Raw genomic sequence first — 21,479 nt, 5'->3', positions numbered from 1 at the left:
GACGCGGGCGGCACCCCTCGAGGCGCCCGATAGCAGTCATCCCGCGGCACTCCTGAGCCGCTCCACCGCCAGCATCGCCGCATCTACCCCCACCGCATGCAAATCCTCCGGCCAGTCGCCGCCCGTCGCCAACGCCTCTGCCGCGAGCGCCATGGCGGGCGAGGTCTGGAGGCCGAAGCCGCCCTGTCCGGCGAGCCAGAAGAAGCCGGGCGCAGACGGGTCGAAACCCGCCACCGGCAGGCGGTCCGGCGTGAAGCTTCGCAGGCCGGCCCACTCTCCGGCCAGGCGCGGGATCGTCAGCGAGGTCGCCTGCTCTACGCGCCATGCGGCGAGCGCGACGTCTTCTTCCTCGGGCTGCGCATCGCAGGGTTCGCTCGCGGCCTCGTCCATCGGGCAGGCCAACAGCCGGCCGCTGCCCTCCGGCTCGATATAGAAGCCGGGGCCCACCGTCTTGGTGAAGGGCCAGGCGGCAACGTCGATCGGAACGTCGAAGGTGATCACCGTGCGGCGCAGCGGGCGAATGCCGATGGGGGAGACGCCCGCGAGCCTTGCCACCGCGTCCACCCAGGCCCCGGCGGCATTGACCACCACGCGCGCGTCATAGCTCTTACCAGGCGTATCGGCGATCCAGCGCCCACCATCGCGACTCAGCCCTGTCACCGGCGCCTTTGCCGCAATCGTGCCCCCCGCCGCGAGCAAGGCCTTGCGATGCCCTTCCAGCAGCGCATGCGCATCGAGCTTGCGGCCCTGCGGATCGAGCAGCGCACCGACGATCCCGCCTGCGCCCGCACGCAGCGCCGGCAACAGCTCGCGTGCCTCCGCCACCGACAGCCGCCGAACCTGCGGTGCCCATACGCGATAGTTCGCCTCCAGCCGGTCGAGTGCCGCTGCCTGCCCCTCAAGCGCGATGAACAGAGCGGGATGGGGCCGCGCGCCCGGCTCCTGAAATAGCGGCATGCTCGCCGCGGTCAGCGCGCGGACCAGCGGGGCATCCATGTCGAAATGCGCAAAGGTGGCGCTGCGTCCCGAGGCATGCACGCCCGGCGCGTCCTCCGCCTCGCACACCACCGTCTCGCCATGCCGGGCCAGCCGCGCGGCGGCCGACAGACCGGCGATGCCCGCTCCCACCACAAGGAAATCGACCTGCTTCATTGCGACTCCGTTGCCCGTTGCAACCAATCGGCGTAGTCTCCCGCCTAACAGACAATCGGGGGAGCAGGCAGATGGTGAAATCGATACTGGTAACCGGCGGCACGGGCTACATCGGCGGCGAAGTGATCGACCAGCTGCTCGCCGGGGGCTATACCGTCCACACTACCGTCCGGAACAAGGCGAAGAGCGAGCCGAAACTGCGCGCCCGCTGGCCCGAAGCGGGCGAACGACTCAAAGTGTTCCAGGCCGATCTGATGAGTGACGAGGGCTGGGCAGAGGCCAATGCGGGCTGCGATGCGGTGGCCCATGTCGCCTCGCCCTTTCCCATGGCCACACCCAAGGACAAGGACGAACTGGTAATCCCCGCGCGCGAAGGCACGCTGCGGGCGCTGAAATTCGCGCATGAGGCGGGGATCGAGCGCTTCGTCCAGACAAGCAGCGCCGCCGCGATCGCTTATGGCCAGCCGGACAAGGATCATTTCACCCATCTCGACTGGACCAATCTCGCCGCCGGCGTCCCGCCCTATATCGAAAGCAAGACGGTGGCCGAGCGCGCCGCGCGCGACTGGGTGGCGACGCATGCGCCGACCATGACCTTCTGCTCGATCAATCCGGTCGCCGTGTTCGGGCCGGTCTATGACGACGACATGTCGACCAGCGTCGAGATGGTGAAGAAGATAATCGACGGCTCGATCCCGCTGATCCCCGACATGGGCATTTGCGTCACCGACGTGCGCGACGTGGCCGAAGCGCATGTCCGCGCGATCGAGGCGCCGGCCGAGAAGGTGCGCGGCGAACGCTTCCCGACCTCGCAGAAATTCATGTGGATCCGCGAAATGGCCGAAACCGTGCGGTCGCGCGCGCCCGAACATGCGCGCAAGGTTCCGAAGAAGCCAATGCCCGACTGGCTGGTGAAACTGCTCGCGCCCTTCATGGACGAGATGAAGCAGATCAGGAGCGAACTGGGCAATATCCGCGACGTGTCGGGCACGCATACCGAAGAGGTGCTGGGCTTCACTTTCATCCCGGCGGAACAGACGCTCGAGGACACGGTTCGCAGCCTCGTGCGCAAGGGGATCGTCAAGGTCTGATCCGTCGCGCGCTTGGGACGAATCGGTCTGCCGCATTGCCTCGCGCGCGGTGCCTCGTCACAAGGCGCATGAAACGAATCGCTGACGGGATATTCGCATGAACATGCTGGCGTCGCGCGGGCAGCTGCGCGCAAGTTTCATTCGCTGGGCGCTTTTCACCGTCCCGCTGGTGGTGTTGCTCGGTTTTCTCGGCGGCCAGATGGGCGGGCCCGACACGGCGTGGTTCCAGGCGCTCGAGAAACCGTCGATCTATCCCGAGCCCAAGTGGTTCGGCATCGTCTGGAGCGTGCTCTACGTTATGATCGGGCTGGCGCTGGCGCTGGTCGCCTCGGCCTGGGGCGCGCGTGGGCGCACGGCGGCACTGTGGGTGTTCGTGGTGCATTTCGCGCTCAACCTGTCGTGGACCTGGGTGTTCTTCGGTTCGCAGCAGATCACCGGCGGATTGATCGTGCTGATCCTTGTCGCGCTGACGCTGCTCGCGGTAATCGCGCTGTTCTGGCGCGTGCGCAAACTGGCCGGGGTGCTGCTGCTGCCCTATCTCGCCTGGGTCCTGTTCGCGACCGCGCTCAACTATCAGTTCCTGCAGCTCAATCCGGAGGCCGATGTCGGCAACACCGAAGGCGCGGTGGAGCGGGTAAGGATTTAGTGTGTTGCGTGCGGGAAGCGCCTCCGCGCTTCCCTTGCGGCTGTTCCGTCCCACGCCCCCTCCCGGCCACCCACGGCACGGTATTCTATGGGTGGCCGGGAGGGGGCGTGGGACGGAACAGCAAGGTCGGGACGGATGTCCCGACCGCACCCAACAAAAACTGGACAAAAGCGCGTCCACGAACCATCTGAACTGCCATGCAATCACAGAACCCGCTCATCGCCGATTTCGTCAAACTCGCCAATTCGGCGGCCGGTACGCTGGCCGGCATGGGCCGCGAGGCGCGCGATGCGGCGCGCGAACGCGCGAAGGAGAGCTTCGCCGGGATGGACTTCGTTAGCCGCGAGGAATTCGACGCGGTGAAAACCATGGCGAGCAAGGCACGCGAAGAAGCCGAGGACCTCAAGGCCCGCGTCGAGGCGTTGGAAGCGAAAACCAAATGATCGTCACCCCTGCGCATGCAGGGGCCCAGATAACGTCCCTACAAGCGGCTCGCTGAATGGCGGGCGGCTGGGACTACATCATGACCAACGCGCCCCACGGCACGCTCTACATCGGCGTGACGAGCGACGTTGCTGCGCGCGTGCAGGCCCATCGCGAGGGGCGCGGATCGCAGTTCTGCCGCAAGCATGGACTGACACGCTTGGTTTACGTGGAGCAATACGATGACATTCACGAGGCCATCACACGCGAAAAGGCGATGAAGCGCTGGAAGCGGCAATGGAAGCTCAAACTAATTCGGCGGGACAATCCCGACTGGAACGATTTGTTCGATACGATCTTGTGAAGGCGCCATCCTGCAGAGCTTATCTGGGCCCCTGCCTTCGCAGGGGCGACGGATGGGATTAGAGGACAGCCCATGCACCTCACCGCACCCGCCATTCTTATCGCCGCGCGCCCGCATGGGGAGACGGCGGTGATCGCGCGCTTGCTGACCGAGGAGAGCGGTGTCGTCGCGGCCTATGTCGCGGGCGGGCGCGGGCGGCAGCTGCGGCCGGTGGTGATCCCCGGCAATCTCGTCCAGGCCGAGATCCGCGCCAAGTCCGATAGCCAGCTTCCTTTCGCGCGGCTGGAGCTGGTGCAGAGCCGCGGACCATGGCTGTCCGAACCGCTGCCCTCCGCCGCCATCGCATGGGTGACCGCGCTCACCGCCGCAGCGCTGCCCGAACGCAATGCCTATCCCACGCTCTACGCGGCGCTCGGCGGGCTGCTCGACGCCATCTGCTCGGCCGAGACTGCGCGGCAATGGATCGAGGCACTGGCGATCTACGAGGCGCTGCTCTTGCGCGAGCTCGGCTATGGCGGAGAGCGTCCCGACATAGCGGGTCTTGGGCAGGCCTTGGAAATTCTCGACCGCCAGGAGCCGCTTATCGCGCGCTACCTGCTTGCCGACACCCGCGCCGACGTCCTAGCTGCACGGCACCTGCTCAGGCAGCGGCTGGCACGGATGGTTTAGCGGCCTTCAAATAAGGTTCGTCGCCCCTGCGCAGGCAGGGGCCTAGGTAGCGGCAGTTGAACGCTCCGAGGGGGCAGATGGGTTCCTGCCTGCGCAGGAGCGACAGAGGCGGAGAACCTGGCTTGAAGATTGCAGTTTTCGCAGGCGACGGGATCGGTCCCGAGGTTACGGCGCAGGCCCTGCGCGTGCTCGAAACGCTGTCGCTACCAGGCCTGACGCTGTTCGAGGGCGACGTCGGCGCCGCCGCCTACCGCCGCCACGGCCATCCGCTTCCGCAAGAAACGCTGGAAATGGCGCGCGCCGCCGATGCGGTGCTGTTCGGCGCGGTGGGCGATTTTTCCTGCGACGATTTGCCGCGCGACCTGCGGCCCGAACAGGCGATCCTCGGCCTGCGCAGCGAGCTGGGCCTGTTCGCCAATCTGCGTCCAGCGGCGGGCTTTCCCGGGCTCGAACACCTCTCGTCATTGAAGCCCGAGGTTGCGCGCAGCATCGACCTGCTCGTCGTGCGCGAGCTCAACGGCGACGTCTATTTCGGCGCCAAGGGTGAACGCGACAGCGACGGCGGGCGCGAGGGCTGGGACGCCATGTCCTATAACGAAGCGGAAGTACGCCGCATCGCACACACCGCCTTCCGCGCCGCGATGGGCCGCGACAAACGCCTCACCAGCGTAGACAAGGCCAATGTCCTCGAAACCAGCCGCATCTGGCGCGAGACTGTGATCGAGGTGGCGCAGGACTATCCCGAGGTCGAACTCGACCACATGTATGTCGACAATGCCGCGATGCAGCTGGTCAAAACGCCCGGCCAGTTCGACACCATCGTCACCGGTAACCTGTTCGGCGATATCCTGTCCGACCAGGCGAGCGCCTGCGTCGGGTCGATCGGCCTACTTGCCAGCGCCAGCCTCGGAGAGCGGCAGACCGAGCACGGCACCTTCGGTCTCTACGAGCCGATCCACGGCAGTGCCCCCGACATTGCGGGGCAGGGCAAGGCCAATCCGGTGGCCGCCGTGCTCAGCCTCGCCATGCTGCTGCGCCACTCGCTCGGCCGAGAGGAGGATGCCGTGCGGATCGAGCGCGCGGTCGAGGCTATCCTCGCCGATGGCGTGTTCGGCGCCGACCTCGGCGGCAGCGCCTCCACCGCAGAGATCGGCGACGCGATTGTTAGGAAGATTGTAACCATATCTTGAGGAATGGCGCATAACCGGGTCAAGCAATGGATATGACTCCGCAGACGCAGCCCGACCTGGCCACCGCCGACGCTGCCAGCGCCCGTCCGCTGGACCTCGCCATCATCCTGCCGACGCTCAACGAGCGCGACAATCTCGCCCCGCTGGTCGAGCGGATCGAGGGCGCGCTGGGCAAGAGCGGCTGGGAAGTGCTGATCGTCGACGACAATTCCTCCGACGGGACCAGCGACGAGGCACGCCGCCTGTCGCTGTCCGACCCGCGCGTGCGCGTGATCCAGCGGATCGGCCGCCGGGGGTTGTCGAGCGCCGCGATCGAGGGCTTCTGCGCCACCGCCGCGCCCTATGTGGCGGTGATGGACGCCGACCACCAGCACGATCCCAAGCTGCTCGTCGACATGCTCGCGAGCGTCAAATCGGGCGAGGCCGAGGTCGCCGTGGCGAGCCGCTTCGCCGAGGGCGCGAGCATGGAGGAATGGGGCCGTCCCGACCGCGAGAAGCTGTCGAGCGTCGCGAATTTCCTCGCCCGCAAGCTGACGGGGGTCGAATTGAGCGACCCGATGAGCGGTTTCTTCCTGCTGCCGACCGCGACCGCGCGGCGCCTGGTGCCCAACCTGTCGGGAATCGGCTTCAAGATCCTGCTCGACCTGCTGGCCACTTCCGACACACCGCTCAAGGTGAAGGATTTTCCGATGAACTTCTCCGCCCGCCGCTCCGGCGAATCGAAGCTCGACCGCGCGATCGCGCTCGATTTCCTCGCCGGCCTTTACGACAAGAGCTTCGGGCGGATCATCCCGACGCGATTCGCGCTGTTCGGCACGGTCGGCGCGCTCGGCATCCTCGTCCACATGGCCATTCTTTACGTTTTCCTGTTGGTCGCGGGCACGAATTTCAGCTGGAGCCAGGCGGTCGCGACCTTCGGGGCGATGACCTTCAATTTCTGGCTCAACAACTTCCTCACCTATCGCGACCGGCGCCTGAAAGAGGCGAACAAGGTGTTCTGGGGCTGGGTCAGCTTCATCGCCGCCTGCTCGATCGGCGCTTTCGCCAATGTCGCCGTGGCCACGACCCTGCACGATCGCGGCCTGCACGAAGTCTTCGCCGCGCTGGTCGGCATCGGCATCGGTTCGGTATGGAACTACGCGCTCTCGAGCCGCTTCGTGTGGGGTCGTTACTGACCTCCCCGAAACGGGGAGGGGGACCACCGAAGGTGGTGGAGGGGCACTTTCAAACGTTCCGTACCTGAATGGTTCGGATCAGCTGCAGGTGCCCCTCCACCATGCTGCGCATGGTCCCCCTCCCCCGATGGGGGAGGCCATTCACCTCCAACTGTCCAGCCAGGTCCACACGGCAAAACTATCCGGCCCGACCAGCGGCGCGCCGCTGATGATCGGGTAGAACCAGCCGAACACCAGGACGCTGCCCACCACCGGCGCCAGCGCGGTCTTGCGCCAGCCATTCTGCCACAGCGCATCGCAGGCGAGCGCCAGCGCGGCGAGCAAGGCCATCGCGGGCAGGGCATAGTGATAATAGAACTGCACCGGCTTGCTCGCGACGATCCAGAAGCCGAGGCTCACCGCATAGAGCACACTCACGCCCAGCGCGGCCCAGTGGCGGCGGAGCATGCCGTGCCAGGCGCACCAGGCCAGCGCGGGCAGGCCCAGCAGCATGGTCAGCGGATTGCCGATCAGCATGATGCCGCGCTGCACGCCCTCGACCGGCTCGTAGAGGTACCAGATCGAGCGCGCGTTCAGCACCCATTGCTCCCAGCTCGACTGGTAGGGGTGCGGCTTGAGCACCTGTTCCTGCTGCGAGAGCATGAACTGGTGGTGGTAGACCAGCCCTTCGGTGATCGGATGGAAGCGGAAGAAGTAGGCCGGCAGGTAGGTTGCGGCATAGACCGCCAGCGGCACCGCGCCGAGCCACAGCGCGGCCTCGACCAGCGTGGTGCCCGGCACTGGCGCGCCCCGGCGGCTTAGGAACAGGCGGCGGCGCCCCGCAGCGGCCCGCGCGAAGAAGAACACGAGGCCTGGCACCATCGCGACCACCAGCGCATTCCACTTAGCGCCCATCGCCAGGCCCAGCGCGATGCCGGTCAGCGCCAGCCGCCAGCGGCCCTGTTCGGGCTGGCGGATCGCGGCGGTGAATTGCCATGCGGCAAGGCTCAGAAACGCAAGATAGAAGATATCCAGCATCGCGATGCGCGCGTGGACGAACAGGTGGAAGCCGGTGGCCAGCAATACGCCATAGGCGAGCGTGGCAAAGCGACTGAGCGTACCGAACCACAGTGCGCGCATCCCAGCGAACAGCGCCAGCGTGCCGAACAGCGTCGGCAGCAGGCGCCAGCCCCACGGATTGTCCCCGAAGAGCGCGATGCCGACAGCGATCAGCTGCTTGCCCAGCAGCGGATGCTCGCGATTGGTGAACTCGCCCAGCACCAGCAGCTCGCGCGCGGCGGGCAGGTAATGGACCTCGTCGAAATAGGGTTTCACGACGACGGTCAGGTGGGGAAGGCAGGCAAGCCAGAAGACCAGCGCCAGCGCGGCGCACCAGCGAATGGGATCCCTCGGTTGCTCGGGCGCGCGGCTCATGGCGCGGCGGTTTAGAAAGCCGCCGCGCCCGCTTCAAGCGCTAAGCTTCCGCGCGCGCACGCTTTTCCAGCCAGAACAGCCGTGCAACCATCGGCAGGAGGGAAATCGATGCCGTCATGCCGACCGCCAGTACCCACAGGGGGACATTCATGCCCACCGCCCGGGCGCGCGGCACGATGAATACGAGCGCGACGACGACCACGATCACGAGATCGTACCATACCTGCGTGCCCCACAGGTCCTGCGTGTGGTTGGGCAGGAAGCCGAGCACACCGTCCTGTACGATGGGAAATGCACTGAAGATGATGAAACCGGCGGCAAGCACGGCTGCCATCGACCAGCTTTCTTGCACTCGGCCGCGCAATGCCAGAAGAAGCACGGCAGGCAGCGCTCCGACAGCGCCGAGGACGAAAAGGATTTCAAGCGTGGTCATGACAGGCTCCCGATGCGATGTAGCGAGTGCTACAGACCTTCAATGTAGCATGTGCTACATTTAGTCAATGGCCGATCCTCGCCTGTCCCGCGAAACGCTGCTTCCCAAGCTGGCAACCCATGTGCTGGAGCATGGGTTGGCAGGGGCCAGCCTGCGCCCCCTCGCCAAGGCTGCCGGCACGAGCGATCGGATGCTGATCTATCACTTCGGATCGAAGGACGGCCTCGTGACGGCGCTGCTCGAACACGTCGCGGGCATGTATTCGGGCGCGCTCGAAATGGCCTATCCCACCGAGCCTGCCACGTCGCGGCGCGACTGTGCGCAGCGCCTGCTGGCGATCGGGCGAGCGCCCATGTTCGCGCCATTCCTGAGGCTGTGGTGGGAAATCGTCGCGGGCGCAGCCAAGGGCGATGCCGCCTTTCGCGCAAGCGCTGCGGCGATGATGGACAGCCAGCTCGACTGGTTTGCCGCTTACCTGCCTCCCGACGATCCCGATCCCGCGCAGGGGCCAAGCTTGTCGCGCTTGCGGTGGAGGGCGCACTGATGTTGGATGCGCTCGGCCTTGGCGATGTCGGCGAAGCGGGACTTGCTGCCTTGGAAGGCTGACCCGCTTGCCGAGCGGGTACGCCGTGCTATCCCGCCCCCCATGAAGAAGATCACCGGCACCGACCGCTCGATTACCTCGAAATGGCGCCCCGCGACGCAGGCGGTGCGCGGCGGCACCTGGCGATCCGAGCATGGCGAGACCAGCGAGGCGCTGTTCCTCACCAGCGGCTATACCTATGACGATGCACAGACGGTGGCCGATCGCTTTGCCGGCGATGCCCCCGGCATGACCTATTCGCGCCTGCAGAATCCGACGGTCGCCATGCTCGAGGAACGCATCGCGCTGATGGAAGGCGCCGAGGCGTGCCGCGCGCAGGCGAGCGGGATGGCCGCGATGACCACCGCGCTTCTGTGCCAGCTATCGGCGGGCGACCATGTGGTCGGTGCGCGAGCCGCTTTCGGCTCGTGCCGCTGGCTGCTCGACCATTTGCTGCCGCGCTTCGGAATCGAAACCACCGTCATCGACAGCGCCGACGACGAAGCCTGGGAGGCCGCGATCCGGCCTAACACCAAGGCGTTCTTCTTCGAAACGCCTGCCAACCCGACGCTCGACGTGGTCGATCTCGCGCATGTCTGCGGGCTTGCGAAGGCGCATGGCATCACCACCGTGGTCGACAATGCCTTTGCCACCAGCGCATTGCAGAAGCCGCTCGATTTCGGCGCGGACGTGGTCGCCTACAGCGCCACCAAGCTGATGGACGGGCAGGGCCGGGTGCTCGCGGGCGCGGTCTGCGGCAGCCGGGAATGGATCGAGGAAGTGTTGCTGCCGTTCCAGCGCAACACCGGGCCCAATTGCGCGCCCTTCAACGCCTGGGTGGTGCTCAAGGGACTGGAGACGCTCGACCTGCGCGCGCGCCGCCAGAGCGAAAATGCGGTCGCGCTGGGCAGCTTCATCGAGCCGCGCGTGCCGAAAATGCTGCACCCCGGCCTGCCGAGCCACCCGCGCCACGCGCTGGCCACCAGCCAGATGGTCGCAACCGGCCCGATCTTCGCCTTCGATGTCGGCGACCGGGCAACCGCTTTCGCCATTCTCGATGCGCTGGAATTGGTCGATATCTCGAACAATATCGGCGATGCGCGCAGCCTGATGTGCCATCCGGCCAGCACCACGCATGCCGGGATGACGCAGGAGGATCGCGACGCGATGGGCGTGACCGAAGGCCTGCTGCGCATCAACGTCGGGCTGGAAGGTGTCGAGGACCTGCAGGAAGACCTCGACCGCGCGCTGTCGGCCGCAGGGCTCTAGTGACGCCAGCCGTTGCGGATCGCGATCCGCTCGAGTTCCTCGCCCAGTGCATGCGCGGCGGACATCGCCACGGGGCAGCGTGCATCGTCGGTCAGCACACCATGGACATCGAGACCGGCGCCGCCGATCAGCGCCATCAGCAGGCCTTCATCGCGTGTCATTCCCGCTGCGCAACACGGTGCGAGCAGGATCCGGCGACGCGATGTGCGGGCGAGATCGACCACGAGTGCGCGGGCCAGCAGCAACAATTTGCGGAACTCGCTCCCGGCCGCGTCGAGCGCCAACATCGTCGCGCGGGCATCGCTCAACCCGTGTCCGGCCAGCCTGCGGATGAGCACAAGCCCCAATGTCTGGTGCCGCCGCGCGGGTAGCGGAAGGTCGAGAGTGGTCGAATCATGCGAATGGGCCATGCGATCTCCTTTCCCGCCATGATATGCTACTGCAAATCATTCGCAAGTAAGAATCGAAGAACGCCCTCTCCGATATCTTCTATCTTCCGGGGCTAGCGTCCGAGGTAGGGCTCGCAGGCCACTCCGTCGTTGTCGCGGTCGAGCGCGCGGCGGTAGCCGGGCTGGCCGCGATGGATCGGCGCTGCGCCGGCGGCCCGCGCGGCATCGCAATTCGCAAAATAGACCCCGCCTTCGATCCGCGATGCGGGGGCCTGCTGCGTCGCGCGGCGATTGCGGTGACAATGATAGTCGCCCGTCTTGCGATTGTTGTGACAGCCCTCGGCATTCAATCCGCCCGGATGGGCGAATGCCGGCGAAGGCGGGCTGGCGAGTAGCGTCAGCGGCAAGAGCAGCACGAGGCGTTTCATCCTCGTATCCTTAGCACGAAATCGGTATCGCTCCCAGAAAAGGGAGGCCCATTGATGACCAAGACCATCGAATACATCTTCGATTTCGGCGCGCCGAACGGCTATCTTGCGTGGTATCCGCTCAAGGACATCGTCGCGCGGACCGGGGCGCAGCTCACCGTGACGCCGGTCTTCCTCGGCGGAATGCACAAGCTCACCGGCAATGCCCCGCCGATGATCCGCGATGCCGAAGTCAAGGGCAAGGTCGCCTATGCCGCGCTCGAGTTCCAGCGCTTCCTCGACCGGCATGCGATGGACAGGTTCAGGATGCATCCCGCGCTGCCGTTCAACTCGATCCTGCTCCAGCGCGTCCTGGTCGCCGCGCACGACGAGGCGGAGCGGCGCGCGATCGTGGACGCACTGCTCCCCGCGGTGTGGGAACGCAATATCGATTGCAGCGATGCCGAAGCGGTCGGGCGGGAATTGGCCGAAGCCGGCCTCGATGCCGAACGCCTTCTGGCAGCCACGCAGGACCCCGACGTCAAGGCGAAGCTTGCCGAGAACACCGAACACGCCGTGCAGCGCGGCGCCTTCGGTATCCCGACCTTCTACGTCGATGGCGAGATGTGGTTCGGCAAGGAACGCCTGGGCCAGCTCGAGGAATATCTCTCGGGCGGCAAACCCTAAGCGGCGAGGAGCAGCAGCGCGGGATAGGGCAGGGCGAGCGCCAGGGTGGCGATGCAATCGCCGCCGCGATCGCGTTTCAGGCGTCGGATGAAGGCGAATAGCATGTCCCAAGGTCCCCGCTTGCCAAATGTGCCGCCCCGGCAACTCAATGCGACCGACCAGTCGTGTCGGCAGGCCGAATCCGTCGGGGATAGCCTTGCGACAATGAACGGCTGGCGGTTAGAATTTTGTCATAATTCGCCGTAAACCCATCTTAACCATTGTTTGAAAGCCCGATTATACCGCCAGGCAGGGGAAATTTGCCGCGTAGCGCTTGCGCAGCGAGGCTGCGGCTTTAAACTGGACCTGTGATAAAGGAACTCTTCCAGCATGCCGCCATTACCGACGGGATCACCGTCCGGGTGGCGGTCAATTTCCTGCCCGAGCAATCGCGCCCGGATGCGGGCAAGTGGTTCTGGGTCTATCACATCCGTATCGAGAACGGCTCTCACGAGCGCGTCCAGCTGATGACGCGCCACTGGCGCATCACCGATGGCGCGGGCACGGTCAGCCATGTCGATGGTGACGGCGTGGTCGGCGAACAGCCGGTTCTGATGCCCGGGCAGAGCCATGATTATGTTTCCGGCTGCCCGCTCGACACGCCGCATGGGTCGATGGAAGGCTTCTATACCTTCCACGCCGAAGATGGCTCGCCGCTGGAAGTGCGCATCCCCTTCTTCCCGCTCGCGGCGCCTGCCACCGCTGATTGATCGTCAAGCGCGCAGCAACCGGCGCCAGCGTCGCTGTCGGTGAGCGTAGAAAATCCGCACGAAGGCGAGCACGAAGGGTGTGAGGATCCCGGCGGCGACATCGATCCGGTCGGTGTAGTGCGTCCTGCCGCCGGGCGCGGGCCGGACAAAGATCCAGTGATCCCAGGTCTTCGCCAGGTGGCCCGATCCGTTGTCGCGCAGGACCATCCCTTCGGGGCCCTCGGGAAACTCGATCCCGATGGTCTGGCTGCCCAGCGGGATAATGCCCAACAGCCGGAGCGAAGCCCGGTAGCGACCTTCCGCCCACGTCTCGGGAAAAGCGCCGTCATGGGGATGGAAGGCGAGGATCGGCGAGGCGACGAAGTCCAGTGTATCCGACCGGCGAACAAGATCCCAGACCCGCTGCGGGTCCGCCTCGAACACGCTCGAAACCCGCGTTTGCACGGGGGCGCTACTCCTCTTCCTCTTCATCCTCGATACCGGAAAAGTCGAAGCTTCCGATCTTGATCTTCGGCTTGAGGTCGAGCCACGTGGCGAGGATCTCGAAATCCTGGGTCGCCGGATAATTGGCCAGCGCGGCGCGGCTTTCGTCGAGCCGGAGCACGAGGCTCTTCTTCTTGCGGCGCAATGCGCTGGTGGTGAGCGAGACCCGGCTGCCCCCGCCGAGGCGGCGGGCCAGGCGATAGCCCAGTCCCCAGGTCATGCCTTCGCGCAGATCGTCGTCGCTGGCGAGTTCGCGCAGTTTCTCCGGCAGTTCGGTGCGGCCCATGCTGCCGAACAGGGCGGCGCAGATCATCGCGCGGCCGCGCGCGTCGAGGTCGATCCAGCGCTTGCCCAGCGCCCATTCGATCGCGTGGCTGACCCTCAGATTGGGCTCCACCCGCTGGAGCGCGCCGGACAGTTGCGCCGCAGCCAGCCGCAACCGCTCGTTCACGCTGCCGTCGCCATCCGCCAGTTCCACCGTCCACGCGACTAGCAGCGTCGCCTCGGTGATCGAGGCATCGCGCGGCTCGGCATAGGCGGTGACCCCGGCCAGCAGCGGGTCGGCCTTCATCTGCGCCGGCTCGAGCCGTTCGTAGAGCAGGCCTTCGCGGATGCCCCAGGAGGAGAACACCAGCTCGTCGGGCTCGATCTCGTCGAGCAGCGGGCGCAGCAGGGCGGCGGCATCGGGCAGGTAATGCGCGCGCATCGGGCTGATGCCGCTGATCTCCATCAGCCTTTCGGGTTTTGCGTCGACCAGCTCCTTGGCCAGGCGCCGCGCGTCGTCCGGAAGCAGGGTAAAGCCATGCGGATCGGTCAGCGGATAGTCGAAATAGCGCATCGCATAGGCGGCCAGGGCCCGCCAGGTGCCGCCGATCATATACATCGGCCCGGGATGCGCCGCGGCCCAACCGACCGAGGCCAGATGGTCGTGTACCGCGGCTTCGAAGGCATCCGGCCCGTCGGCGCGCAGCGCGGGGAGGCGCAACGTCCCGAGCGCCAGGCTCGATGCCTCGTGGCACTCGTTATCGGCGACCGATACCAGTTCGAGGCTGCCTCCGCCCAGATCGGCGACCACGCCCCTCGCGCCCGGGAACGCACCCAGCGCGCCCATGGCCGAGGCGCAGGCCTCTTCCTCGCCCGAAAGCAGGCGCGGTTCCAGGCCGAGATCGGCCACACGGCCGAGAAATTCCGCGCCGTTTTCCGCATCGCGCGCCGCCGCCGTGGCGACGGTCTGGACGTCTTCGATTCCCAGATCGCCGATAATCAGCGCATAGCGGGCGAGCGCGGCCAGCGCCTCTTCGGCAGCCTCCTCCGGAATACGCCCGGTTTCAGACAGGTCGCGACCGAGACGCGCGGCGACCTTCTCGTTCCACACCACTTCGGGGGCGCGGGCGGTGCCTTCGTAGATCACCATGCGCACCGTGTTCGAGCCGATGTCGATCACCGCGCGGGGAGGCTGGATCAGGCGGCGCTGCCATTTGGCCGAACGCGATTTGTTCACTTGCCGGCACCCCGCAGCGTCAGGCGCGGCACTTCATGGTCTTCGAGCGCCGCGCCGCGCCCGGACAGCGAGGGGTTGGCCATGAAATATTCGTGGCAGTTGAAGCCGCCTTCGCCCTGTCGGATGCGCCGATACTGCCCGTCGGGCTCAAGCTCCCAGCTCTGTTCGGTATCGAGAATATTGGCAAGCATGACTTGTCCCAGAACCTGATCGTGGACGGTCTTGTTGGTGATCGGCACCATCACTTCCACGCGGCGCAGCAGATTGCGGCTCATCGCATCGGCGCTGGTGACGTAGACCTTTGCCTGGCGGCTCGGCAGCGCCTTGCCGTTGGCGAAGGCCCAGACGCGCGAATGTTCGAGAAAGCGGCCGATGATCGACTTGACGCTGATATTTTCCGAAAGGCCGGGCAGGCCGGCGCGCAGGCTGCAGATGCCGCGGACAACCATGCGGATCTCGACCCCTGCCTGGCTGGCTTCGTAGAGCTTGTCGATCATCGCCTTGTTGGTGATCGAATTGAGCTTCACCCAGATGCCGGCCGGCTTGCCCGCCTCGGCATTGGCGATCTCGCGGTCGATCAGCGCGAACAGCTTTTCCTGCATGCCGTTCGGCGACAGCACGATCCGTTCCAGATCGTCGGGCTCGATGTAGCCGGTGATGAAATTGAACATCTTCGCCGCATCGCGCCCCAATGCCGGATCGGCGGTGAAGAAGCTGAGGTCGGTGTAGATCTTCGCGTTGATCGGGTGGTAGTTGCCCGTGCCGAAATGGCAGTAGGTGCGATAGCCGTCTTCCTCGCGGCGCACCACCAGGCTGACCTTGGCGTGGGTCTTCCATTCGGTAAAGCCGTAGATCACCTGCACGCCCGCGCGTTCCAGCTCGCTCGCCCAGTGGATGTTGCGCTCCTCGTCGAAGCGCGCCTTCAACTCGACCACCGCGGTCACCGCCTTGCCCGCCTGTGCCGCCTCGATCAGCGCAGCGATCACCGGCGACTGGTCGCCCGCGCGATAGAGCGTCTGCTTGATCGAGACGACCGCCGGATCGCGCGCCGCCTGGCGCAGGAAATCGACCACCACGTCGAAGCTCTCGAACGGGTGGTGGATGACGATGTCTTTCTCGCGGATCGCGGCGAAGCAGTCGCCGTCATGCTCGAGGATGCGCTCGGGATAGCGCGGGCTGAAGGGTTCGAACTTGAGGTCGGGGCGCGGTTCGCTGCAGATCGTGCCGAGATCGGCGAGCCCGAGCATCCCGTCGCTCTTGACGATCATCTCCTCCTCGACCTCGAGCTGTTCGCGCAGCAGCGCTTCGGCGCCCTCGTCGCATTCCTCGTCGAGTTCGAGCAGCACAACGTGCCCGCGCCGACGCCGCTGGATCGCGGTGCGGAAAAAGCGCACCAGATCCTCGGCCTCCTCCTCGACCTCGATATCGCTGTCGCGCAGCACGCGGAAGATCCCGTCGCCGAGGATCTTGAAGCCGGGAAACAGCTGGTCCGCAAAGCGCGTCACGAGCTGTTCGATCGTGACATAGACGGCTTTCTGCCCGGGCACGCGGACGAAGCGGGGGGCGCCGCTGGGGATGAGGACCATCTCGATCAGGTCCGCCTTGCGCCGCCCGCGTTTGAGGCGGAAAATCACGCCGATCCCCTTATTGGCAACGAAGGGGAAGGGGTGGCTGGGATCGATCGCCTGCGGCGTGATCAGCGGCAGAATATCGCTTTCGAAATATTCGCCGAGCCATTTGAGCTGGCTCTTCGTCAGATCGTCGATCGCGGCGAGCACGATGCCTTCGTCGGCGAGCAGCCCGCGAAGCGTTTCGAGGCTTTCCTGCTGGCGATCTTCCAGCCTGAGCAATTGCTCGCGGATCGCCGCGAGCTGCTGGCGCGGGCTGGTGCCGTCGATCCCCTGCGTCTCGATGCCGCGCTGGACCTGCCCTTCGAGCCCGGCGATGCGGACCATCGTGAACTCGTCGAGATTGCTCGCCGATATCGACAGGAAACGCAGGCGCTCCAGCAGCGGGTAACGCTCGTTCTCGCTCTCGGCGAGCACGCGGCGGTTGAACGAAAGCCAGCTGAGTTCACGATTGGTGTAGCGATCCGCCGGCGCGACGGGCGCGTCGATTCCGGCGTCGTTTGCCGGGATGCTCGGGGATGCTTCGGCAGTCATGCTGGTGCGGCTTTCGGGCATGGTCCTCGGATATGACGGTTCGGTTACAAGATGCTCTAGCGGCTCGCTAAAGGAAAGGTCTGGCCATCGCATCTTGTTTCCTGCGCGTGCCGCATTTATGTCGCATTGCACCATGAAGCGCACCCATCTGCCTCTCAACGCCCTGCGCGTTTACGATGCCGCTGCCCGGCATCTGTCCTTCACCCGCGCCGCGGACGAGCTGGCAGTAACGCCAGCCGCCGTGGGCCAGCAGATCAGGGCGCTGGAAGATCACCTGGGCACCGTTCTGTTCCGCCGCACCAGCAAGGGGCTGGAACTCACGCAGGAAGGCGCGGCCGGCCTGGACGCATTGCGTGAAGGATTCCTCAAATTCGAGGAAAGCGTGTCCGCCATGCAGGCAGGGCAGGCTTCCGACAGCTACACCATTGCCTGTCCGCGCGAATTCTATGCGCAGTGGCTTGCACCGCGCCTGGCCAAATTCGGCGAAGAGAACCCGGATATCAAATTCGTGTTCGTCGCCGATGAGAACGCCGATTTCACCGAAGCCAATCTCGATTGCGCGATCCGGCTGGTCGACGGTCCGGGCGATCTCCAGGGTATCGAACTCGACGAAGCCCGCCGGGTTACGGTGGCACGGCCAAAGGATAACGGCGGCGCGCCCGACAAGTGGATCGACTGGGGCCTGCCGTTGCAGGATGGCGTAGCTGCGCATGTCACGGTGTCGAACGCCGGACAGGCGTTGTCTTCGGCACTCGCAGGGCTGGGCAAGGCGATCCTGCCCGAATTGCTGGCCAAGGAATCGATCGACGGCGGCAAGCTCGAAGTGCTCGACGGGCCGGATACCGGTACGCGCGCCTATTGGCTGGTGGCACCGACGCCGCAATGGCGGACGAAGAAGGTCAAGGCCTTGGTTGCGTTTCTATCGCAATCCAAATGACATTCGCGAATTGAGGCGATTTGGCGCGTGGAATCTCCGATCCATTCGCAAGCGGTTTCGGCGTGAGGGGATCCTTTCGGCTCGCTTCGAGCAATTCATGGCATCGATGACTGCGCGGCGGTTTTCCCGGATTCTCGAATTTTAGGGGTCCGTTAACCACACTGGAGAAACTGCCCTTAACGGTGATCCGGCTAGCGCCACCGCACAGGGGGCTATCCGAATGGACCGCATGCTGCGAAGGCTTTGGAAAGACACGAAAGGCAATACGCTGGCGATCTTCGCGGCAGCGCTTGTGCCGCTTGTCGTGGTCATCGGCAGCGGGCTGGACCTCAGCTTCGCCTATATGGCCAAGGCGAAGCTTCAGAATGCCTGCGATGCCGCGGCGCTGGCAGGACGCCAGTCGATGGATGGCAATTCCTGGACAACGGCCAACGAGACCGAAGCGCGCAAATTCTTCGATTTCAACTTCCCCGATGGAACGCTGGGCGCCCAGAATCTGGCTTTCGACATCGATCAGGACCCCAACGACAATTCGCAGATCATCGGCATCGCCAGCGCGGCCATCCCCACCTCGCTGATGCACATTTTCGGCTTCGATACGATCGACATCCAGGCCAATTGCGATGCCAAGCGCGATCTGGGCCACAACGACGTGATGCTGGTGCTCGATACGACCGGATCGATGACCAATTCCCCCTCGATCGGCGGCGACACCAAGATCGTGCGTCTGCGCAATGGCGCATCGGGCCTCTATCGCGCGCTGGAAGACAGCGCCAATGGATCGATCACCCGCTTCGGCATCGTGTCCTATTCGCAGACGGTCAATGTCGCGCGCAGCCTGAAGAACCGCGACATCCTGAAAGAGCAATCCTACAATGACGGCACCTTCACATGGTCCGAATGCGACGTGTGGTGGGGCTATCTCTACAATTGCGAAAGCGACGGTGAGGTATACGACACGATAGCCGATACCCCCTATATCGGCTGGAACGGATCGAAATACGGCACCACGAGCTTCACGCATGTGGGCGAAAAGACGGTCCATATCGACAATACGCAATGGGCCAGCGCGGGCAATACGACCAACGAGAACCGCCGCGATTTCCGCAAGAGCGGGGACGGTTGCATCGAGGAGCGCTCGAGCATCGGACAGACGGTGAGCCCGGTGACGATACTGCAGACCGTATCGCAGAACGATATCGACGCCGTGGCGTCGAATGGCAACGACACGACCTATCAGTGGGGCCGCTACGACCCGGAAAGCCAGGAAGGCCAGAGTTCGAGCGCCTGCCCGTCCGAGTCGCAGAAACTGGCGACCTATGCTTCGGAAAGCGCCTTCAACACAGCGATCGACAATGCGACCGCCAACGTCACCGGCTATACCTATCACGATATCGGCATGCTGTGGGGCGCGCGCTTCCTCTCGCCCACGGGCATGTTTTCGGCCGACAATCCGACATCGCATGGCGTGGTCCCGGTCAACCGGCACATCGTCTTCATGACCGATGGCGCATTGGTGACCACGGGCAGCACCTATTCGGCTTATGGCATCGACAATTACCATGACCGGATCGACGGTACGGAAAGCCTGCAGGACAAGCACATCAACCGCTTCCATTCGATCTGCGACCTGGTGAAATCGACCGGCACCACGGTATGGGTGATCGCGCTCGACGTGACCGATACCGACGATATCGACGATTGCGCGACCAGTTCGGCGCATTTCTACACCTCCGACGGCTCGGACCTGGAGGAGATCTTCGAGAATATCGGGCGCGGTATCGGCAATCTGAGGCTGACGCGGTGAGGCGGCTGCGCGACACGACGCGCCGTCTGCGCGGCGAGGAACGCGGTGCGACGATCATCGAATTCGCGATGATCAGCGGGCCGATGCTGCTGCTGCTGATGGGCGGGCTCGAGCTTGGCTACAACAGCTATGTGCGCGCGACCATGCAGGGGGCGCTCAACGATGCGGCGCGTACCGCAGCGGTCGAGTTTCCGATCATCAACGTGCCGGGCAGCACGGTCGAAGAGCAGGTCGAAAACCTGATCAAGGAGACGGTCGAACACGTCGCGCCCAATGCCACGATCACCGTTACCCAGAAGAGCTATTTCGACTTCTCCGATATCGGCAATCCGGAAAAGCTGATGACCGATCATAACGGCAACGGCCAGTTCGATGCCGCCGATGGCGATTGCTACGAGGATGCCAACGGCAATGGCAATTACGATACCGATGCCGGCAAGACGGGCAATGGCGGGGCGGACGACGTGGTGCTCTACACCGCCAATATCAGCGCCCCGCGGATCCTGCCGCTCGACGGCTTCCTGCCCGGGGTCGGGTCGACGATCGACTACACGCTGGAAACCGCGGTGCGCAATCAGCCCTACGACCAGCAGGCAACGGCGGCGGTGGTCTGTGCTTAGGACGCTGCGACCTTTGCGCGCGCTGCGGCGCGATACGCGCGGGCTGGCGCTGACCGAATTCGCCTTCGCCGCGCCGGTCTTCCTCACGCTCGTCCTCACCGGGCTCGAACTGTCGAACCTCGCGCTCGCGCATTTGCGCGTGAGCCAGATGGCGATGACCGTGGCCGACAATGCCGGGCGCGTGACCACCGGCATCGACGAGGCGAATATCTACGAGGTCTTCACCGGCGCCGAATATGTCGGCAACGGGCTGGACTTCGCTGCCAATGGCCGCGTCGTGCTCTCCAGCCTCGAACACAACGGCCAGACCGGCTCGGACGAGGGGCAGACCATCGTCTGGCAGCGCTGCTGGGGCGATGCCACCACGGTCCAGCCCGCCTATGGCGTGGAAGGCGACGGGGCGGATGACGACAGCCTCGAAAGCGGCCTCGGCTCGGGCACCGACACGATCACCGCGCTGCCCGATACCGCGGTGATGTTCGTCGAGGCGACCTATGCCTACCAGCCGCTGGTCTCGACCGGCTTCTTCACCCCGCCCACGATCCGTTACGAAAGCGCCTTCAACGTGCGCGGGCGACAGAACAACGCCATCACCAATACGCAAAGCCTCACCGTGATGAGCTGCTGAGAGCTGCCGAGGCGCGCGGTCAGCCCGCCGCCAGCGCATCGAAATAGGCGAATACGTCCGCAACCCCCGGCGGCTCGCATTCCATCCGCAGCCGCTCCAGCGCCGGACCGATCTCGAGCCGGTATTCCGCCTGCGGCCCGTCCTGCCCAACGTGCTGCGCACCCAGCCGCCGGATGAAGCCGCGCGCGGCATCGTTCTCCGCCAGCACATGCGCGGAAAGCGCCTCCAGCCGCCCGCGCGCATCGAGCAGCAGCGTCGCGGTCAGCAGCCGCCCCAGGCCGAGCCCGTGATACTCGTCGACCACGCCGACCGAGAACTCGGCCACCGGGTCGCCCGCATCGGGCCGCATCGCATGGACCACGCCCATCGCGGGCTGCGCCGGGTCCGACAGGTCGATCGCCCCCCAGGCGAGATGCAGCACCCCGTCGACGTCCAGTAGCCGCTCGATGACCCAGTCGGGCGGGCTGGCCCCGCCGGAAAAGAACCGCAAATAGCGCGAGCGCGGGCTCATCCGCGCGATGCCGGTCCGCAGCCGCCCCTCGTCCTCGGGCGAGACGGTGCGGATGCAGATAGCCCGCCCGTCCTCCAGCCGCGTATTGATCGAGGCCTCGCCGCAGGCGCCCTGCCAGCGCAGATCTGCGGGAAACTCGCCTTCCTCAGCCATCGAGCCCGGCCTCCTTCACCGCGGCGCAAGGCGCCTG

General features: G+C 65.3%; 24 protein-coding genes. 15 read left to right on the top strand and 9 right to left on the bottom strand.

Annotated elements, in window-relative coordinates; genetic code table 11:
* Positions 1-36: 36 nt before the first annotated feature.
* Complete coding sequence (locus tag ACQY4G_RS15170) at positions 37-1,152, bottom strand: NAD(P)/FAD-dependent oxidoreductase (RefSeq protein WP_421992087.1); 1,116 nt, start codon at positions 1,150-1,152, stop codon at positions 37-39.
* Between the two features lie 71 nt (positions 1,153-1,223).
* Here ACQY4G_RS15170 and ACQY4G_RS15165 point away from each other — a divergent pair, with 71 nt between their 5' ends.
* From ACQY4G_RS15165 to ACQY4G_RS15135, 7 genes are all read left to right on the top strand, one after another.
* Positions 1,224-2,243: an NAD-dependent epimerase/dehydratase family protein gene (locus ACQY4G_RS15165; RefSeq protein WP_421992085.1), complete on the top strand. Its 1,020-nt coding sequence runs from the start codon at positions 1,224-1,226 to the stop codon at positions 2,241-2,243.
* A 97-nt stretch (positions 2,244-2,340) separates the two neighbouring features.
* On the top strand, positions 2,341-2,889 hold the full coding sequence (locus ACQY4G_RS15160) for a TspO/MBR family protein (RefSeq protein WP_421992083.1): 549 nt from the start codon (positions 2,341-2,343) through the stop codon (positions 2,887-2,889).
* A 197-nt stretch (positions 2,890-3,086) separates the two neighbouring features.
* Positions 3,087-3,332, top strand: a complete 246-nt coding sequence (locus tag ACQY4G_RS15155) for an accessory factor UbiK family protein (RefSeq protein ID WP_067691020.1) — start codon at positions 3,087-3,089, stop codon at positions 3,330-3,332.
* An 80-nt stretch (positions 3,333-3,412) separates the two neighbouring features.
* On the top strand, positions 3,413-3,676 hold the full coding sequence (locus ACQY4G_RS15150) for a GIY-YIG nuclease family protein (protein ID WP_421992081.1): 264 nt from the start codon (positions 3,413-3,415) through the stop codon (positions 3,674-3,676).
* Positions 3,677-3,748: 72 nt separating this feature from the next.
* Positions 3,749-4,345: a DNA repair protein RecO gene (gene recO, locus ACQY4G_RS15145; RefSeq protein WP_421992079.1), complete on the top strand. Its 597-nt coding sequence runs from the start codon at positions 3,749-3,751 to the stop codon at positions 4,343-4,345.
* Positions 4,346-4,467: 122 nt separating this feature from the next.
* The gene (gene leuB / locus ACQY4G_RS15140) at positions 4,468-5,535 is read left to right on the top strand and encodes a 3-isopropylmalate dehydrogenase (RefSeq protein ID WP_421992077.1); all 1,068 of its coding nucleotides are present in this window, start codon (positions 4,468-4,470) and stop codon (positions 5,533-5,535) included.
* A gap of 32 nt (positions 5,536-5,567) precedes the next feature.
* Positions 5,568-6,710 carry a glycosyltransferase family 2 protein gene (locus ACQY4G_RS15135; protein WP_291175948.1) on the top strand — a complete coding sequence of 381 codons (1,143 nt, stop codon included), beginning with the start codon at positions 5,568-5,570 and terminating at the stop codon, positions 6,708-6,710.
* Positions 6,711-6,851: 141 nt separating this feature from the next.
* Here ACQY4G_RS15135 and ACQY4G_RS15130 read toward each other — a convergent pair whose 3' ends face one another.
* Together ACQY4G_RS15130 and ACQY4G_RS15125 are read right to left on the bottom strand one after the other, a co-directional pair.
* Positions 6,852-8,123 carry a phospholipid carrier-dependent glycosyltransferase gene (locus tag ACQY4G_RS15130; RefSeq protein WP_421992075.1) on the bottom strand — a complete coding sequence of 424 codons (1,272 nt, stop codon included), beginning with the start codon at positions 8,121-8,123 and terminating at the stop codon, positions 6,852-6,854.
* A 40-nt stretch (positions 8,124-8,163) separates the two neighbouring features.
* A complete protein-coding gene (locus tag ACQY4G_RS15125; RefSeq protein WP_291173738.1) occupies positions 8,164-8,556 on the bottom strand; it encodes a hypothetical protein in 393 nt (130 codons plus the stop codon).
* Positions 8,557-8,623: 67 nt separating this feature from the next.
* Between ACQY4G_RS15125 and ACQY4G_RS15120 the strand changes: the two genes are divergently transcribed.
* Both ACQY4G_RS15120 and ACQY4G_RS15115 read left to right on the top strand, forming a co-directional pair.
* Entirely contained in the window at positions 8,624-9,100 is a 477-nt protein-coding gene (locus tag ACQY4G_RS15120; protein ID WP_428483082.1) for a TetR/AcrR family transcriptional regulator, read from the top strand.
* A 102-nt stretch (positions 9,101-9,202) separates the two neighbouring features.
* Positions 9,203-10,408 carry a trans-sulfuration enzyme family protein gene (locus ACQY4G_RS15115; protein ID WP_421992073.1) on the top strand — a complete coding sequence of 402 codons (1,206 nt, stop codon included), beginning with the start codon at positions 9,203-9,205 and terminating at the stop codon, positions 10,406-10,408.
* Here the strand turns inward: ACQY4G_RS15115 and ACQY4G_RS15110 are convergent.
* Positions 10,405-10,818 carry a DUF6628 family protein gene (locus ACQY4G_RS15110; RefSeq protein ID WP_421992071.1) on the bottom strand — a complete coding sequence of 138 codons (414 nt, stop codon included), beginning with the start codon at positions 10,816-10,818 and terminating at the stop codon, positions 10,405-10,407. The two genes, ACQY4G_RS15115 and ACQY4G_RS15110, sit on opposite strands and share 4 nt — an antisense overlap.
* A gap of 92 nt (positions 10,819-10,910) precedes the next feature.
* Positions 10,911-11,225: an excalibur calcium-binding domain-containing protein gene (locus ACQY4G_RS15105; protein ID WP_421992069.1), complete on the bottom strand. Its 315-nt coding sequence runs from the start codon at positions 11,223-11,225 to the stop codon at positions 10,911-10,913.
* A gap of 54 nt (positions 11,226-11,279) precedes the next feature.
* On the opposite strand from ACQY4G_RS15105, the gene ACQY4G_RS15100 reads away from it, so the two are divergent.
* Both ACQY4G_RS15100 and apaG read left to right on the top strand, forming a co-directional pair.
* A complete protein-coding gene (locus tag ACQY4G_RS15100) occupies positions 11,280-11,891 on the top strand; it encodes a 2-hydroxychromene-2-carboxylate isomerase (RefSeq protein WP_421992067.1) in 612 nt (203 codons plus the stop codon).
* 350 nt (positions 11,892-12,241) lie between these two features.
* Positions 12,242-12,640: a Co2+/Mg2+ efflux protein ApaG gene (gene apaG / locus ACQY4G_RS15095; protein WP_067690444.1), complete on the top strand. Its 399-nt coding sequence runs from the start codon at positions 12,242-12,244 to the stop codon at positions 12,638-12,640.
* 3 nt (positions 12,641-12,643) lie between these two features.
* Here apaG and ACQY4G_RS15090 read toward each other — a convergent pair whose 3' ends face one another.
* The 3 genes from ACQY4G_RS15090 to ACQY4G_RS15080 are packed head-to-tail and all read right to left on the bottom strand — an operon-like array spanning position 12,644 to position 16,807.
* Positions 12,644-13,084 (bottom strand): hypothetical protein, encoded by a 441-nt coding sequence (locus tag ACQY4G_RS15090; protein WP_421992065.1) that lies wholly within the window; start codon positions 13,082-13,084, stop codon positions 12,644-12,646.
* 7 nt (positions 13,085-13,091) lie between these two features.
* Positions 13,092-14,624, bottom strand: a complete 1,533-nt coding sequence (locus ACQY4G_RS15085; RefSeq protein WP_421992063.1) for a Ppx/GppA family phosphatase — start codon at positions 14,622-14,624, stop codon at positions 13,092-13,094.
* Entirely contained in the window at positions 14,621-16,807 is a 2,187-nt protein-coding gene (locus tag ACQY4G_RS15080) for an RNA degradosome polyphosphate kinase (RefSeq protein WP_421992061.1), read from the bottom strand. The genes ACQY4G_RS15085 and ACQY4G_RS15080 overlap by 4 nt, the downstream gene beginning before the upstream one ends.
* A gap of 112 nt (positions 16,808-16,919) precedes the next feature.
* Here ACQY4G_RS15080 and ACQY4G_RS15075 point away from each other — a divergent pair, with 112 nt between their 5' ends.
* The 4 genes from ACQY4G_RS15075 (at position 16,920) to ACQY4G_RS15060 (ending at position 20,778) form a co-directional block, all read left to right on the top strand.
* Positions 16,920-17,723, top strand: coding sequence for a LysR family transcriptional regulator (locus ACQY4G_RS15075; RefSeq protein WP_067690157.1), 804 nt, complete (start codon positions 16,920-16,922; stop codon positions 17,721-17,723).
* Positions 17,724-17,952: 229 nt separating this feature from the next.
* Positions 17,953-19,530 (top strand): pilus assembly protein, encoded by a 1,578-nt coding sequence (locus ACQY4G_RS15070; RefSeq protein ID WP_421992059.1) that lies wholly within the window; start codon positions 17,953-17,955, stop codon positions 19,528-19,530.
* Entirely contained in the window at positions 19,527-20,150 is a 624-nt protein-coding gene (locus tag ACQY4G_RS15065) for a TadE/TadG family type IV pilus assembly protein (protein WP_421992057.1), read from the top strand. Before ACQY4G_RS15070 ends, ACQY4G_RS15065 begins: the two co-directional genes overlap by 4 nt.
* 13 nt (positions 20,151-20,163) lie before the next feature.
* A complete protein-coding gene (locus ACQY4G_RS15060) occupies positions 20,164-20,778 on the top strand; it encodes a TadE/TadG family type IV pilus assembly protein (protein ID WP_234002312.1) in 615 nt (204 codons plus the stop codon).
* A gap of 19 nt (positions 20,779-20,797) precedes the next feature.
* Here ACQY4G_RS15060 and ACQY4G_RS15055 read toward each other — a convergent pair whose 3' ends face one another.
* Positions 20,798-21,442, bottom strand: a complete 645-nt coding sequence (locus ACQY4G_RS15055) for a GNAT family N-acetyltransferase (RefSeq protein ID WP_421992055.1) — start codon at positions 21,440-21,442, stop codon at positions 20,798-20,800.
* Positions 21,443-21,479: the final 37 nt, after the last annotated feature.

The sequence above is a fragment of the Qipengyuania sp. genome (assembly GCF_965277845.1).
Taxonomy (GTDB): Bacteria; Pseudomonadota; Alphaproteobacteria; order Sphingomonadales; family Sphingomonadaceae; genus Qipengyuania.
This window is presented reverse-complemented; position numbering and strand designations above follow the sequence as displayed.

Bases quoted from the DNA above. Each gene is read 5' to 3' on its own strand.
- ACQY4G_RS15170 (WP_421992087.1), bottom strand. From the start codon at position 1,152: ATGAAGCAGGTCGATTTCCTTGTGGTGGGAGCGGGCATCGCCGGTCTG.
- ACQY4G_RS15165 (WP_421992085.1), top strand. From the start codon at position 1,224: ATGGTGAAATCGATACTGGTAACCGGCGGCACGGGCTACATCGGCGGC.
- ACQY4G_RS15160 (WP_421992083.1), top strand. From the start codon at position 2,341: ATGAACATGCTGGCGTCGCGCGGGCAGCTGCGCGCAAGTTTCATTCGC.
- ACQY4G_RS15155 (WP_067691020.1), top strand. From the start codon at position 3,087: ATGCAATCACAGAACCCGCTCATCGCCGATTTCGTCAAACTCGCCAAT.
- ACQY4G_RS15150 (WP_421992081.1), top strand. From the start codon at position 3,413: ATGACCAACGCGCCCCACGGCACGCTCTACATCGGCGTGACGAGCGAC.
- recO (WP_421992079.1), top strand. From the start codon at position 3,749: ATGCACCTCACCGCACCCGCCATTCTTATCGCCGCGCGCCCGCATGGG.
- ACQY4G_RS15135 (WP_291175948.1), top strand. From the start codon at position 5,568: ATGACTCCGCAGACGCAGCCCGACCTGGCCACCGCCGACGCTGCCAGC.
- ACQY4G_RS15130 (WP_421992075.1), bottom strand. From the start codon at position 8,123: ATGAGCCGCGCGCCCGAGCAACCGAGGGATCCCATTCGCTGGTGCGCC.
- ACQY4G_RS15125 (WP_291173738.1), bottom strand. From the start codon at position 8,556: ATGACCACGCTTGAAATCCTTTTCGTCCTCGGCGCTGTCGGAGCGCTG.
- ACQY4G_RS15120 (WP_428483082.1), top strand. From the start codon at position 8,624: ATGGCCGATCCTCGCCTGTCCCGCGAAACGCTGCTTCCCAAGCTGGCA.
- ACQY4G_RS15115 (WP_421992073.1), top strand. From the start codon at position 9,203: ATGAAGAAGATCACCGGCACCGACCGCTCGATTACCTCGAAATGGCGC.
- ACQY4G_RS15110 (WP_421992071.1), bottom strand. From the start codon at position 10,818: ATGGCCCATTCGCATGATTCGACCACTCTCGACCTTCCGCTACCCGCG.
- ACQY4G_RS15105 (WP_421992069.1), bottom strand. From the start codon at position 11,225: ATGAAACGCCTCGTGCTGCTCTTGCCGCTGACGCTACTCGCCAGCCCG.
- ACQY4G_RS15100 (WP_421992067.1), top strand. From the start codon at position 11,280: ATGACCAAGACCATCGAATACATCTTCGATTTCGGCGCGCCGAACGGC.
- ACQY4G_RS15080 (WP_421992061.1), bottom strand. From the start codon at position 16,807: ATGCCCGAAAGCCGCACCAGCATGACTGCCGAAGCATCCCCGAGCATC.
- ACQY4G_RS15075 (WP_067690157.1), top strand. From the start codon at position 16,920: ATGAAGCGCACCCATCTGCCTCTCAACGCCCTGCGCGTTTACGATGCC.
- ACQY4G_RS15070 (WP_421992059.1), top strand. From the start codon at position 17,953: ATGCTGCGAAGGCTTTGGAAAGACACGAAAGGCAATACGCTGGCGATC.
- ACQY4G_RS15055 (WP_421992055.1), bottom strand. From the start codon at position 21,442: ATGGCTGAGGAAGGCGAGTTTCCCGCAGATCTGCGCTGGCAGGGCGCC.